General features: G+C 30.7%; 14 protein-coding genes and 1 pseudogene. 6 read left to right on the forward strand and 9 right to left on the reverse strand.

Features of this window, described 5'->3' with window-relative positions; genetic code table 11:
- On the forward strand, positions 1–864 hold the full coding sequence (locus FD06_RS07335) for an aldo/keto reductase (protein WP_054658446.1): 864 nt from the start codon (positions 1–3) through the stop codon (positions 862–864).
- A gap of 46 nt (positions 865–910) precedes the next feature.
- Here the strand turns inward: FD06_RS07335 and FD06_RS07340 are convergent, their stop codons facing one another.
- Positions 911–1573 (reverse strand): histidine phosphatase family protein, encoded by a 663-nt coding sequence (locus FD06_RS07340; RefSeq protein WP_054658444.1) that lies wholly within the window; start codon positions 1571–1573, stop codon positions 911–913.
- Between the two features lie 294 nt (positions 1574–1867).
- On the opposite strand from FD06_RS07340, the gene FD06_RS07625 reads away from it, so the two are divergent.
- Together FD06_RS07625 and FD06_RS07345 are read left to right on the forward strand one after the other, a co-directional pair.
- Positions 1868–2041 carry a hypothetical protein gene (locus tag FD06_RS07625; protein WP_156403116.1) on the forward strand — a complete coding sequence of 58 codons (174 nt, stop codon included), beginning with the start codon at positions 1868–1870 and terminating at the stop codon, positions 2039–2041.
- A gap of 87 nt (positions 2042–2128) precedes the next feature.
- On the forward strand, positions 2129–2569 hold the full coding sequence (locus tag FD06_RS07345; RefSeq protein ID WP_054658442.1) for a hypothetical protein: 441 nt from the start codon (positions 2129–2131) through the stop codon (positions 2567–2569).
- Positions 2570–3080: 511 nt separating this feature from the next.
- Here the strand turns inward: FD06_RS07345 and FD06_RS07355 are convergent.
- On the reverse strand, positions 3081–4742 hold the full coding sequence (locus FD06_RS07355; RefSeq protein WP_054658057.1) for an alpha-keto acid decarboxylase family protein: 1662 nt from the start codon (positions 4740–4742) through the stop codon (positions 3081–3083).
- Positions 4743–4856: 114 nt separating this feature from the next.
- On the opposite strand from FD06_RS07355, the gene FD06_RS07360 reads away from it, so the two are divergent.
- On the forward strand, positions 4857–5267 hold the full coding sequence (locus FD06_RS07360) for a MarR family winged helix-turn-helix transcriptional regulator (protein ID WP_054658059.1): 411 nt from the start codon (positions 4857–4859) through the stop codon (positions 5265–5267).
- Between the two features lie 34 nt (positions 5268–5301).
- Here FD06_RS07360 and FD06_RS07365 read toward each other — a convergent pair whose 3' ends face one another.
- Positions 5302–7644, reverse strand: coding sequence for a BspA family leucine-rich repeat surface protein (locus FD06_RS07365; RefSeq protein ID WP_056967122.1), 2343 nt, complete (start codon positions 7642–7644; stop codon positions 5302–5304).
- Positions 7645–7888: 244 nt separating this feature from the next.
- Between FD06_RS07365 and FD06_RS07370 the strand changes: the two genes are divergently transcribed.
- Complete coding sequence (locus tag FD06_RS07370) at positions 7889–8638, forward strand: nitroreductase family protein (RefSeq protein WP_420834754.1); 750 nt, start codon at positions 7889–7891, stop codon at positions 8636–8638.
- Between the two features lie 54 nt (positions 8639–8692).
- Here the strand turns inward: FD06_RS07370 and FD06_RS07375 are convergent, their stop codons facing one another.
- The 5 genes from FD06_RS07375 to FD06_RS07395 all read right to left on the reverse strand — a co-directional run bounded on the left by FD06_RS07375 (position 8693) and on the right by FD06_RS07395 (position 14246).
- Positions 8693–9889, reverse strand: a complete 1197-nt coding sequence (locus FD06_RS07375; protein ID WP_054658073.1) for an MFS transporter — start codon at positions 9887–9889, stop codon at positions 8693–8695.
- Between the two features lie 154 nt (positions 9890–10043).
- A complete protein-coding gene (locus FD06_RS07380; protein WP_054658075.1) occupies positions 10044–10673 on the reverse strand; it encodes an NAD(P)H-binding protein in 630 nt (209 codons plus the stop codon).
- A 137-nt stretch (positions 10674–10810) separates the two neighbouring features.
- Positions 10811–12859, reverse strand: a complete 2049-nt coding sequence (locus FD06_RS07385) for a M13-type metalloendopeptidase (RefSeq protein ID WP_056967124.1) — start codon at positions 12857–12859, stop codon at positions 10811–10813.
- Positions 12860–12961: 102 nt separating this feature from the next.
- Positions 12962–13684, reverse strand: a complete 723-nt coding sequence (locus tag FD06_RS07390) for a helix-turn-helix domain-containing protein (RefSeq protein WP_056967126.1) — start codon at positions 13682–13684, stop codon at positions 12962–12964.
- Between the two features lie 208 nt (positions 13685–13892).
- Positions 13893–14246: a DUF4260 family protein gene (locus FD06_RS07395; protein WP_054658085.1), complete on the reverse strand. Its 354-nt coding sequence runs from the start codon at positions 14244–14246 to the stop codon at positions 13893–13895.
- A 144-nt stretch (positions 14247–14390) separates the two neighbouring features.
- Here FD06_RS07395 and FD06_RS07400 point away from each other — a divergent pair, with 144 nt between their 5' ends.
- Positions 14391–14879, forward strand: coding sequence for a GNAT family N-acetyltransferase (locus tag FD06_RS07400; protein ID WP_056967128.1), 489 nt, complete (start codon positions 14391–14393; stop codon positions 14877–14879).
- A gap of 39 nt (positions 14880–14918) precedes the next feature.
- Here FD06_RS07400 and FD06_RS07705 read toward each other — a convergent pair.
- Positions 14919–15324 (reverse strand): annotated as a pseudogene (locus FD06_RS07705) (MFS transporter); the annotation flags it as partial.

A 15324-nucleotide genomic window follows, 5' to 3' on the forward strand; every position in this document is an offset into this window, starting at 1 on the left:
ATGAATAAAAGAACCCTTAACAATCAAACCACCATCCCTACTCTAGGTTTTGGAGTGTTTCAAATTGATGAAAATGGTACTACCAAAGCGGCAGTGTTAGATGCTATCAAAGCTGGTTATCGTCTAATTGATACAGCAGCAAGCTATTGTAACGAGCGCGAAGTTGGTGCTGCCATTAAAACGGCAATTGATGAAGGCTTAGTTACACGTGAAGAATTATTTGTAACATCAAAATTATGGGTAGAAGATGTGACGGCTGAAAGAGCACCTAAGGCTATTCAAGCATCCCTAGACCGTCTACAACTAGATTATTTAGATTTATTGTTAATTCACCAACCATATAATGATATCTTCGGGGCATGGCGTGCTATGGAAGCGGCATATCGTGATGGCAAATTAAAAGCAATTGGAGTTTCAAATTTTGATGAATCACAAATTACTAATTTAGCTGAATTCAGTGATATTAAGCCTATGGTTGACCAAATTGAAGTTAATCCATTTGAGCAAAACATCGAAAAGGTTAAATATTTACAAGCTTACGGTGTACAAGTTGAAGCATGGGCACCATTTGCGGAAGGTAAAAATGACCTATTTAAAAATGATCTTTTACAATCGATTGGTGACAAATATGGTAAATCAATTGCTCAAGTTATTCTACGTTGGCTATACCAAAGAAATATTATTCCATTAGCTAAATCAGTTAAGCCAGCTCGGATGGCACAAAATCTAGACGTTTTAGATTTTGAATTATCAGCAGATGATATGCAACAAATTAGTACCTTGGATACTAATAAGAGCCAATTCTTCAGCCATCGAGATCCAGATATGATTAAATGGATGGCTAGTCGTCATATTGAATATTAATGTTAAAAAGAGCTTGCAAATTAATGCAAGCTCTTTTTTAGTATAATTACTTTATATTATATCCCAGCACTGTCACGTTACCATCGCTATCAAAGTGTAACTTAGTCAAGCTACCATTTTCTGGGCGTTTTTCTAAATCATATTTACCCTGACCATAGCGGTCAATTAAGCTTAAAATAGCTGGCCCATGACTAACTAATAAGACTTTACTGCCGTCTTGGACATTTTTATCATTTTGAATTTTTTCAAATCCTTTGTGCCAGCGTTGCCAATATTCATCATTGTTCTCGGCTTGATGAAATGGATCGGATTCATGGAAAAAGTCTTTAATTTTAACTTGTCCATATTTATTAACTAAATCATGGTAATTACTTTCGCCATGAGTGGCGCTTACGATGTGATTAGCTTCATCGATATTAGTACCTTCATAATATCCATAAAAGACACCGCGTAAAAGTGGCGTTGCAATAGCCCTATTAATTTTAGAAGCTTGGTTGTGCTTTAAAATGACTTCAGCTGTATATTCAGCCCTGGTCATATCACTGGTATATGCAGCATCAAATTCAATGTTAGCTAATTTTTTAGCGATGTTTTCTGCATCTTTTTGGCCTTGGTTAGTCAAGGGTGAGTTGCTCCAGCCCTGCATTTTTCGATAAATATTATAATAAGTTTGACCATGTCGAACGATATATAAGTCAAATGTTTTCATGATTTTCACCTCGTAGAATTATTAACTAATCCTAACATATTTAAATCTTTGTTACACGTCATTATCTTTTTAGTAAAGTATTATAAATTTTTTATAAATGAATTCCTGACACCTCTAATTTAAGTATTGTAAATTTAATATAGTTATTTAAACGATGCTAAAATTTTAAAAAATTAAATTTTATTAAAGATATTAATAGTGGTATTATATATGTTATAAATGTTTTTTCTATAGGAACATTATAATAATATACTTTTGTATATTTACTATTTTATGATTTAAGGATGAACATACATGAAAATCTACGTTAAAAGTTATTTTTGTCTAGTTTTAGGGTTACTTTTATCACTTAGCTCCATTGTTCATATAATTAAAATGATTCAAGGCGACAAAGATTTAAATATAGTTGTTGTTTTAATTTTATTTTCTATTAGTAATTTCATTCTTGGCATAGGTATTAAAAAGTAAGCTTGTCTATCGTTGAAAAACTATTAAACAAAGTTAAAGATTAGTGTAAAATTGATATAATATTAATTCTAATTAGGGTGGTATATTTTGGGGATAACTATTAAAGAAATCGCATTAGAACTTGGCATTACTAAGCAAGCAGTGCAAAGTCGAATGAATGACATTGATAATTTTAGACAAAAATACACAACTAAATCTGGAAATAAATTAATTGTTAACGATGAAGGTTATAAATTATTGTCTAGTGGCAATAATAAAAAGATATCTAACTTGAGTATTGGTTTAAATGCTCTGGTTGCGGAACAAATCAAGGATCAAAAAGCTCAGATAAATAAACAAAATAATCAAATAAATGAATTACACAAAATGTTGAATGATGCACATAAAATACATTTAAAATTATTGAATGAAAATAATAATTTAAAAGAACGTGTAAAAGTTTATGAAAAACAAACGGACGTTGATGAAGATAATGAGAATATAGATAAAAAAAATAAGCCTATTTTTAGTCGTTTATTCCATAAATAATAAATAAAGGGAATGCAATCTAATGCATTCCCTTTATTCTATAACAATTGAAAACATGACTATGGCTAATAGTGCTATTTTAAAAATAATATTAAAGAGTGAATTAACGATTTGAGGCTTGTGCTTGGCTATAAAAACATTCGCAATTGTTTCAATTAAAAATAAACAAAATGCTATGGTAATAATTATACCCTCGTATTTATATGTATTATGTAATAGTAGCGAAGTCATAGAAAATAATGCAAGGCCAACAATTCCTAAATACATAGTTAGGTGCAAGAATTGTTTTTTCAATCTAAAAAAACTAAAGACAAAGGTAAATAAAGAGTAGCTAGCGGTTAGGGACAATATCATTATATATTCATACCTCCTTAAATTTTTACTTATCATAGCCTCATTCTAACACTTTAATGAGAAAATGATTTCTCATGTGTCTGAAATTATATAAATAATTAATAATTTAATAAAAATGCCATATTGATAATATCAATATGGCATTTTTTGTATAAAGTTATGCTTGGTTTTGTTGTTCAAATAGTTTTGCAGTTTTCATTAATTGTTCAGGGGCATCTTTCATACCCATGTTGGCTTGTATAACGACTAATTTATCAGGTTCTTGACTAGCCTTGTGCATAGCGTCAATTAGTTCTTTTTCAGTTGAAACGTTTATGAAATCATATTCATTAGCGTTAGCACCGAAAGCTTCTGGAACTAAGTCGTATCTTAACTTAGGAACGTCGTTGTATGATTCATTCATTCCATGAATAACTCTTTCAACTGTATAACCACTATTTTCAATTATGAAAATAACTGGTTTGATTTGTTCACGGAAAGCTAAACCAAATTCTTGAATCGTTAATTGTAAAGAACCTTCACCAGTTGATAAAACAGTACGGCGGTTTTTATTAGCAATTTGACTACCTAATGCAGCAGGAAAAGCATATCCAATTGATCCCCATAGAGGTTGACCAATGAAGTTAGCTCCCTTAGCTAAGCGTTGACTAGCTAAACCAAAGAATGATGTACCTTGTTCAGCAACCAACGTGTTATCACGCTTAATAAATTGTTGCATAGCTTGGTCGTAAAATGCTTGAGTTAAGGCATTATCACTAGCAGTAAGTTTGTCACTTATTTCAGGAACTTTAACTTGTGGTAATGAATTGTTCAATTTAGTATCAGCTAATTGGTTTAAGACACTAACAAAATCAGTTTCACCATCAATATTTTCACCGTAAATGCTACTACCATCAATACTTATCGCAACAGTTTGGCTAGGATTAAATTGTTGAGTGAAACCACCGGTTACGGAATCGGTTAACTTAGCTCCCATTAAGATAACACTATCAGCAGATTTCACAAATTCATTAATATTATCATCAGAAATAGAACCGTTGTAAGTACCAACAAAATTAGCAAATGTTTCATCGATGGCACCCTTACCAAGTCCTAAATCAACAACAGGAATATTATTGTTCGAAGCAAATGTTTCAACTTGTTTACCGAGATTGAAACGACTAATTTCATGACCAACTACGATAACTGGTTTTTTAGCTTTTTCAATAGCTTGAATTAGTTGTTTTACAGCTTTATCAATATTAAATTTACGTTCAACAAACAATTTATCAATGTTTGATTTGATTGCTGGGTTAACTGGAATGTTTACCAAGTCACTAGGTAAAATCATGTATGCTGGTTTTTTAGTATAATGAATGTATTGAAGTGTTTCATTGATTTGGTTAATAGCTTGTTCTTTATTTAAACGAGTTACTTTAATACCTAATTTTTCATGAGCTGCTTCAAAACGCTTGAATTCGTGGTCACCTAGAGTGTGGTGAACCAAAGCACCTTCGTTTTGTACTTTGTTAGTAGGTGCCCCTACGATTTCTAGCACGGGAACATGTTCTGCGATGCTTCCGGAAAGTCCATTAATACCACTTAATTCCCCTACTCCGAAGGTAGTTACAAATGTTGCCAATCCTTTTTCACGAGCGTAACCATCAGCTACGTAAGAGGCATTTAATTCGTTGGCATTACCAATCCATTTCATATCATCACGATGTGTAATATGATCTAGGAATTGAAGGTTATAATCACCAGGAACTCCAAAAATTTCATCTTCACCTAAATGTTTAATTACATCTAATAAATAATCTGATACAGTATATTCAGACATGTTTACACATTCCCCTCATTTCTAAATTAGGTAAACTTTATTGACCTATGTTTAATAGTATATACTGTAAAAATAAACAGGTCAACTAAATTGACGTAAAAAGGAGAAAATATTTTGGATAATGATAAAAGACTATCAACCATTTTCTTTGCATATCAACAGTTTGCATCTATGATTGATTTAAAAAAATATAATTTAAATAAGAATCAACATCGAATGTTGTATATTATCTATGCTTTGGATGATGTTAGCATCAAAGACATCTTAAAGTTATTAAATATTTCAAAACAAGCGGCTAACGTTAGTATTCGTGACTTGATGGAGCGCGATTTAGTTACTGAAAGTAAATCAAAAGTAGACAAGCGGGTTAAAATTTTAAATTTAACCGATGCTGGATTAGCTTTAAACAAAACCATTAATCAAGAACAAATAGAGCTTCTAAACCATTACTTTGATGCAGCAAATGATGATTGGAAGCAAGTCATGGAAAAACTAGCTGATAGTTATATTCATAGTTTAAGGTGAAAAAGGCAACCACGAAGGTTGTCTTTTATTATTATTATTCTACCTCTACAAAACTATTGTTAGTAGTTATAAACTCACCATTTCCAATGTCATATCTGGTTATATCTTGGTTTAAATGCACAATGTTATATACTCTTAAAATTGTACCAAATTTAATTAACCTGGCACGATTATTTTCATTAAAGTGAATATTTCTATACGAATAAATCCCCTTTTTAAAAATAATTTTAATTTTTTTAACATTATTTTGTTGATATACGCGTTTATAGTATTTTTCACTTAAAATCTGTCCATTATCTAACATAAAGTCTACAGAATTAGGTGCATATGAAACATTGTAGTATTTAAATAATTCATCATACTTAGGATATTTTTTCATCACTTTAAAATTAATATTGTTTGGGGTAATTATATCTGTATTTGAATTTTCATCTGTGTTACTTGATTTTACTACTGTTACTAAAGCATTTTTACTAATTACATTTCCGGCTTCATCGGTGTAATTATATACCAAGTTGTACTGACCAATTTTATGAGTATCTACATTTCCGTCTAATGTAATATTATAATTATTAGTTTTTTTACCGTACATATCATATACGTCTATTATGTTATCGTTTTTATTAAAAGTTGAACCCTGAGTAATGATAGTGTTTTTAAGATTTAAATTAGCCTTACTCATCAAAACCTTAACATTTATTGTCTTTTGAACGTTTTCACCAGCGGCATTTATATAATTGTAAGAGATGTTGTAAACACCTGGTTTATTATCAACATTGCCATTAATACTAATCTTTGATAAATCTACAGGGTCTCCGTACATATTAGTTGCGTTAATGAAATTATCAGCAGCATTCCAATTCATTTTTGGACCATAAATAATCTCCGAATCTTTAGCATTTATATTTGTATTGTCTTTTTGCCATACGTACGTACCTGGCTGCATAAACTTACTATTTGTAAGACTACTAGAACTATAAATGGGGCCGCTTGGTAAATTGTTTTGGATATATTGCCATTTTCCACTATATTTATTAGAAGCATTGTTAACATCTTTAGGAATGATTTCAGCTAATGATACTTCAGGATATAATGTTGTTTTTGAGCCTAGCATTAAAGTCTGGATACCAGGAGCATAAAATAAATTTCCTTTTTCATCTGATACTAAAACTCCCAAAGTATAACTTAGCATGTCGTTCATATTCTGTACAGAACTGGTGTCGAAAGAACTTAAATTTAGTTTATTTAGACTAATATTATAACTAAACATATTTTGCATATTTGTAACTTTATTAGTGTTAAAATTGCTAACGTCCACTTCTTGTAAATTGTAGTCTCCGTTAAACATATGATCCATGTTTACTACGGATGAAGTATTTAAATCTTCTAAGCCAGATATCTTATACATAGATATTAATCCATTAAACATATAGCTCATATCATTAACATTACCAGTGTTTTTCCCAAACTTTCCACCTACGTTTAAATTAGATAAGCTATTGCAAGAAAAAAACATATAACTGGTATTATTTAAATTTTTAGAATTCCATGATGAAACATCAATGTTATCTAACTTTTTTGAATCTGAAAACATACTTCCCATATTTTTAACGTTTGATGTGTCTATATTATTCATATTTTGAATAGATTCTAAGTTTGGCAGGTTATAGAACATACCACTGGAATCTTCTGGTAACAAAACTTTATTATTAAATTTAATTGTTTTAACATTGTTATTTATTTCATTGTTATTTTTCCAAGGCGCATTGTTAATATTATCTATATTACCGCCATCAATGTTTACAGTATTGTCTGCATTATTATAGTTCCAAGCTGCTGTTCCCCAATTTCCATTAATAGTTGCCTTATCTTTTGCAGTATCATCAGGTTTTAAGCTACCGGTATCTGTTTCAGGTGATGTTGAAACAATCTGACTTCTACCATGTCTAGAAAGATCTTCTAATGGTGTTTTAGAGCTTTCTATTTTACTTTCATATATTGGATTCTTTGAATCTGTACTATCATCTAATTCTTTATTAGTTTGATTTTTGATTGTTATATTGTTGTTTAGATTACTTTCACGTGATTGAGTATTTTCGTTATTTCTTTGAAGAGTGACATTGTTTTTTATGCTAGAATCGCTATCACTATTGTTAGAATTTGTTTGATTATTTTTTGTATTTAAGACATTTGTATTTTTTGAATTATTATTTCGATTAACATTATCGTTGCTAGAATTCATAGAATCTGCAAAAGCAGTGTAACTTTTACTATTATTAATAAACATTCCTAGTGATAAAGAACAGAATACAATTCCTCCCATTATAAGACGCCTTGCATTTGTATCCTTTTGCATTTTTAGATTATTATTTTTCATATTTACAATCTCCCATCCCAAACTGGATAGTTACATTTTTATTAACACATTATTTAAAATTAAGGCCTTATGAATTAACAAACTAATTGTATATCCTTTGACAGTTTACATAGATTTAAAAGCGTTTTATTAATCATAGCTTAACCTTTTTATTAATTTTATAATAAATTAAAACTTCTTATTTTATGTTTAAAAATTAATTGTGTTATTATCATGGTAATTTAACTAACAAAGGGTGATTATCTTGGATAATGATATACTAGAAACTTTATTAAATCATCGTTCGGTTCGCCAGTTTAAACAGCAAAAACTAAACGATGCAGAAATTAATCAATTACTTAAAGCAGCGCAACAAGCCTCGACCAGTCAGTTTGAGCAACAATTTAGTATCATTAGCGTTACTGACCCTAAAAAGCTACAAGTATTAGCTGATGTAACCACGTATGATTTAGTCAAAAATGCGGGGCATTACTTTTTATTTATTGCCGACCAGCATCGTAATGAACAGATTTTAAAACACTTAGACTCTAATGCTGATACTACTAATTTACATTCTACAGATAAGTTATTAGCTAGTATTCATGATGTGGATTTAGCTCTACAGTCCATGTTTACAGCTGCAGAAAGTATGGGAATGGGTGGTGTTGTTATGGGTAGTATCTACAATGATACTGATAAAATTATTGATGCTTTTAACCTACCCCAATTAACTTTTCCAGTTTTAGGCTTAGCGTTAGGTTATCCAGCTGAAACACCAGAAGTTAAACCACGCATTACCTCATCTATTATTCACTACGATAACGTTTATGATGATGAAATTGATTTTGAGAAATTAGATACCTACGACCAACTGGTTCATGACTACTATGCTAGCCGTAAAGGCAATCCACGGGAAGAATCTTTTACGCATCATCTAATGCATGATTTGACTAAAAGTCCAGTTCGAAAGAACATTTTACCAGCTCTAAAACGGCAAGGATTTTTAAAATTATAATAAAAATAAAAAGACGCTTAGAATTAATATTTCTAAACGTCTTTTTTTAAATAATTATTTAATAGTTTTAATATTTTTATTAAGGCACAAGAAATTAACTAAAGCAATTAGCGTAGTAGCAACGAATACACCTCGATAGCCTCCAATCAACACTACTGCTGAACCAATCATTGGGCCGGATACATTCCCAGCAGCTTGAAAGCTTTGGTTCCAACTAAAAACCTGACTGATACGCTCCTTGGGACTATAGGTGGCTAATAATGCTTGCACTGCGGGGAGTAAGGCGGCGTCAGAAATGCCGACCAATAGGCGCATAGCTCCTAATTGCCAGACATTTTGCACAAAAATAGTAATGAAAAACGGTAACATAGAAAATAATACCCCAAACATTAATATTTTGTGTGAACCGATACGATCTCCCAATCTACCGAAAATGGGCGCAACTAAAATCATGGCGACCCCATTTAACGCTTGTATAATTCCAGAGACTAAAGCGATATTGTGGGATGTTGGATCTAACTGTTTAACGTATAAACTTAGGATTGGCGAAATTGAATTGTTAGTTGCTTGAACGAATAAAGTTGTTAAAAACATCCCTAGTAAAATAGGCGCAGTATCAATTCCACTTAGGAAATGAGGTTGCTTTTGATTGCTTTGATTTTTAACTGGTGTAAAGTTTTCATGAACGAAAAAGATAGTTAATATAAAGGCTGACAACATCGCGACCCCAGTTATTACAAAAGTATAACGATAGCCAAATAATTCAGCTACAACGCCCCCTACCATTGGACCAATTAAAGTTCCGGAAACGTTTCCAGTAGATAATTTACCCGAAGCCTGCCCAATGTGTTCTGTGGGAGTTTCAGCGGCAATTAAAGCGTTGGCGTTACTAATGAATCCAGAAAACACCCCTTGCAATAGACGCAAAATGATTAGTTGCCATACGTTGGTGACTAAACTCATGGCACCAATGACGATAGCCATACCTAGCGATGCTCTGAGTAACATGGGTTTCCGCCCGTATTTATCAGCTAAGTAGCCCCATAAAGGCGATACAATCATTTTAATGACAAACGGTGCCGCAAAAGCCATTCCACTGTATAGTGAAGTTTGAGTATCACTATAGTGCCCTAATTGCCCAATAAATAAGGCAATGAATGGTCCTATACAGCTAAAACCAATTCCAGCTATAAAGTTTCCAAACCAGAGCACATTTAAATTTTGCTTCCAATTAACTGCTTTTGAAGCCAATTAAAAGTCATCTCCAATATTTTGGGTTTAAGGTTATTATGCAATTAAATATTTAGTAAAGCAAGTTGATAATTTTGGATATTTTATAATGTTTTTATTTAAGTTTTTATGTACAAAAAGTATAAAGTCATTATCAAACTTTATACTTTTAAAATTATAGTAACACTCCATCTGTTCCTGGTTCGTTTATACCAACACTTGCGTAATTATCTAACGAACTATTTTTAACTAATCTTATAATATAGTCTGCAATACTAGCTCTTGAAACAATACAGCCTTTGAAAAATGTTCCTTTTTGAGTAGTTTCGTAGCTTATTTTAGATTCATTATTCATATAAGCAGCTCTAATGATAGTATAATTAATCGAGGATTTTTCAATGATTTTTGCTGCACGTCTAGTGTCATCCATGATTTCTTTACCAATTGATTTTTCAACCCATTTTCCAAAGTCTCCTGGAACTTCATGGTATAGTCCTAACCCAGTAACGTAAATTAACCTTTGGTTATTGTTTTTTTGCATGGCCTTAATGATATTTTTGGCCATAGGCTCAAAACGTCCACCTAGATTAGCATATACAATATCTTTGTCTTTCAATGCATCATTTAACTTATTAAAATCATTAACATCACCATCGATGATTTCTTCTCTATTGGGATTAATATTTTTAATACGATTAGAATTTCTTAGATAAAGTGATAAATGTGCACCTGTTTCATTTAAAATCCTTTTTCTTACAATTTGAGCTATTTTACCATTAGCACCTAATATAATTATTTTTTTCATTTTCATTCCTCCCTTATGTACAATCTACAACTTAAAGTTAAGTCTAAGTCAAGAAGTTAAAATAAAATAGACCATCAATCATATTATTTATGATTGATGATCTATTAATATTCGAAATAAATCAAGAAATGATTAAATTACCAAATGCTAAGTCTGTTGTTTTTGGAAACCCACATAGGTGAACCTTTTTTAATATCATATGCTTTGTAAAATTCATTAATGTTTGGTAATTGTGCATTAACACGCCAAATATCAGGTGCATGTGGGTCTGACATCATTTGAATTTGGGCTACTTGAGGTCTAGATTTACTTCTCCACATTGTTGCATAACTTCTGAAAAATTCTTTAGAATTAAAGCCATGTTCTTTTTTAGCTGTCGCGATAGAGGCTCTTATACCTTCCAAATCTGCAGTGTTTTCAGTTAAAGTTAACTTCCCATTAACTTTATTACCCATGAATTCTAAACCGTTAAAACGCTTTACTATTCTGTTTGTGCGTTTGTTGAATTCTTTATAATCCTTTTTAGTCCACCAGTTCTTCATATTTCCTTTTGAATCAAATTTAGAACCGTTAGTATCAAAGGCATGAGAAATTTCATGTCCAATAACTACTCCGATAGCTCCATAATTAGCACTAGCACTTTGTTTTAAGCTAAAGAATGGGTATTGTAAGATTCCAGCAGGAATAGTAATACTGTTGCTGGTAGGGTCATAGAATGCATTTACAATTTGTGGACTAGTTGCCCATTCATATCTACTTGCTTTTTGTGACAGGCTCTTCAAGAGACTTTGTCTTTGTAGTTTATTAATATTAGCATTATTTTCAAAGAAACTTTTGTTTTTGTTTATTTTAATTTTGTAATATATAGAATCAATTTTTTTAGGATATCCAACTTTTATTACCATATTATCAAGTTTTTTAATAGCATTTTTTTTGGTACTTTTACTTAGCCAGTTATTGTTTTGTAATTCTTGCTTATATGTTTTAATTATGTTTTTAACCATTAAATTAACTTTTTTATCGGTCTTTTTATTAAAATTATTTTTTACATATAATTTTCCAAGAACTGGTGAGAAGCTAGCATTAGTTTTTTCAAATGCTGAATCTTTTAGATTTCTTTTTGCATTAACCCCTAAGATTTTATTATATAAATTATTAACTATGTTTTGAAATTCAGGAGATAGATTATCTGCATTTTGTATTAGAGTAGAAACGTAAGTCCAATCTTTAATTTCATTTATATCGTTTAAGTCAAAAATTTTATTATAGTTCTTTAAAGTATTTTGATCAGATATTAGAAATTTATTAACTTTTTTGGGACAGACATCATTAATCATTTTTACTATGTTTATTTCTGAACTAGCCTCTTTTGTAACCTTTTTGGCGCTAACATTTTTAATATTTGACATATCAGCCGCACTTTCACTGCTTGGCATATATTTTGCTATTTTAGCATCGAGTTTCAAACAGTTGTTCAGTCTTTGTTGAGCAACATTATTACTTACGCCCATTTTATGCATAAGTTCTAAAACTGCTTTTGAATATGCTTTAATGATTTGGGTTCCTTGTTCATTGCCATTTTCATATAACGATTTGTCAGACAATATGGTTCCAGGAAATCCTAAATTAACAACTTTTTTCTTTGAATTTAAAGTGTCTGCTGTTACATCAAAATTGAAAGGCATTGCTTGAATACCTTTTCCTTCAATGTTCCATTTTCTTATGGCATTTAAATAATCATTTTTATTTTTGATGTTTTCAATTGAATTTAAATAAGGTTTTAGTGGCTTTCCACCAAGCTTATTAAGCTGTTCTTTATCTAATGCTTGTTTATAATAAGTAATCATATTATTTTCATCTGTACCTAAATTTTTATGATTACCGTTGGCTAATTTACTTATATCATTTTTTAAAGTTTTCTCGTTCTTATCAGATAGGTTTGCGATTGAACCTACAGACGCCTTATCATTTGGAATCTTAACCTTGTTTAACCACTTATGATTGACATAATTGTAAAAGTTTTCAGAAGGTTTAGCATTTTTAATAGTTTCTTTTGTGGAACTTGCATTTACATTAACATTTCCAACAGTAGCAATACTACCCATAAAAAGCATCGAAATAGATATTAACTGAAAAGATTTATTTAAAAATCTTTTATGATTTGATATAAATTTATTTTTGTCCATGTGTAAGTCCTCCTCTTATACTATTAAGATTAGCATATAGAATTATTTATAATTATTATATATATTTTAATTTAATAATTTTTTAATAATTTAATATACTTACTAATCAAACGGATTAGTGCTCTTTTGATCAAAATCTTTACGATAAGGAATATGTGATGTTCCTAAATTATCGCGTATCATACGTGGAATTTCATCACGTGTAATTAAACGAGCTCTTCTAACGTATGAACCTTTGTATTCTACGAACGCATAGTTCATCCCTTTTTTGGGAATTGCTCCAATTTCAAATGTAAGCCATTCACCATCGCCAAATGGTGAGAATGTAACGAAAGCTTTAACTGGCTGAGGTTCGTCAATATACTGTTTAGTCTTTTTACCTTTCTCATCAGTAACGGTAGCCTTAATTTTTTTAGTAGGTGTCTGTTCGGGTACCACAGCGTAACCGTATCGATATGGGATAAATGGATTGACTCGATTAACTAAATCATTACTACTATATCTGCCCCAACTTAACAAGAATAAAAAAATAATAGATAATCCAATTATAGATGAAGCTACGATTGACCAAATCTTATAACGCTTTTTTAGTTTAACATCCTTACTGATTGAACCAATAGTCTTTAAATTATCGTGCTTTAGTAGGTCGTCTAGTGAAATATCTAATTCGTCACTAATATCATTTAGCGTATCTAAATTAGGGATAGTTTGATTATTTTCCCATCTAGATACCGTTTGTCGTGTAACGTGTAATTTTTGAGCTAACTCAGTTTGGCTCATCCCCACTTTTTCACGTTGTGCTTTAATCTTATTTGCTAAATCCATGTGATTCCTCCTTCATTTATGAGTATTAATGTAAATGAAAAAGGTTATCATGACAAGCAACCATCGTGTTACATGGGGTGTTACATAAAGGTTTGATAATTATTGATTTATTTAACTATAAAAATAAGTTTTATTAAATGGGGTGTTTGTGATAAAAGCAATTATATTAGCAAAATTGGTCAATAGAAAAAAGATTAGTAAATAATTACTAATCTTTTTTCATACTGTCAATATGTGTATGTTGAAAATTATCATTATACTTTAAACCATATCCTAAGCTACGATCCATAAAAATGTGAATAAACCATATTATTAAAAAAGTATTTACATGATAATGTAAAAATATAGTTATTATTAAAAACATAGTTGGTAGTACTAAACTATGCATCAAGTTATAAGTATATGCGCCTAATTTGTTGTTGAACAAGTATCCGACAGCACTGATGTCAGGAATTAAGATTAAAATTATTAGCCATATCAACGAAAATTTAAATTCATAAAAATACATGACTAAACTACATATTAGCAACAAACCATATTCTGACTTAATAAGTTTATTCATTTTATCATCACCTCACCTTTGTAATATTAGCATTATTAAGTAAAGTGTGTATTGATATAGCTTTAAAATATCATTCAATTTTTTGGCATCGATACTGATTATGATATGATATTTTTATAATTATCTTGAAGGAGAATTTTTATTTTGAACTTAGAATTTTCGAATGCTAAATTAGAAGATTTACCTAAGATTATGGAGATTGAACGTGCTGGATTTAATGCATCAGAAGCATCCACTGAAGCATCTATGTCAGAAAGAATAAGTTTATTATCTGACACCTTTATTGTAGCTAAATTGCAAAAAGAAATAGTTGGTTTTGTAGTAGGTCCGGCTTATAACAAGCGTTATATTGATGATGAGTTATACGAAAAATCATTACCTAATGATGATAATGATGCATATCAAACTATTTTAAGCATTGCAGTTGACCCTAAGCATCATGGTAAGAATATTGGCAGCCAATTACTAAATAAAATGGTTGAGATAGCAAAGAATAACAATCGAAAACTAGTGACGTTGACTTGCTTAAGTCGTTTGATTCCCTTTTACGAAAAAAATGGTTTTGTAAATGAAGGTAAATCTAGTTCTGAACATGCCAATGAGACTTGGTTTAACATGGTTAGAAATGTCTAAATGAAAAAAGACGCCTGTTTTTACACAAGCGTCTTTTTATTACTTAGAATTATTTCTCAATTTTAATGATAAACCAAAACCAACTACTGCAATAACTAGCATAAAGATAAATGCAAAGTGATAACCACTGCTAAGTGCCGTAATAGAGGTCTTTTCTATGGTATTATTCCCAACGATTAGTGTCACAATTAACATTGATAAAGCGGTTCCCACAGATCCACCGACTTGACGTAAAGTAGATGAAGCTGCGTTACCGTCAGCACTTAATTCGCTAGGTAAACCATTAATACCATCAGTAAATGCATTCATCATAATGAATGCAACCCCAGTTAAACGGTATGCATATACAATCGCAATTAAAATAGTATTGGTGTGTGCGTTAAAGAATAGCATTGGGATGGTTCCACTAACTAGAATAAAGAATCCAATTAGGGAAACTTTACGA

Source organism: Apilactobacillus ozensis DSM 23829 = JCM 17196, assembly GCF_001435995.1.
Taxonomy (GTDB): domain Bacteria; phylum Bacillota; class Bacilli; order Lactobacillales; family Lactobacillaceae; genus Apilactobacillus; species Apilactobacillus ozensis.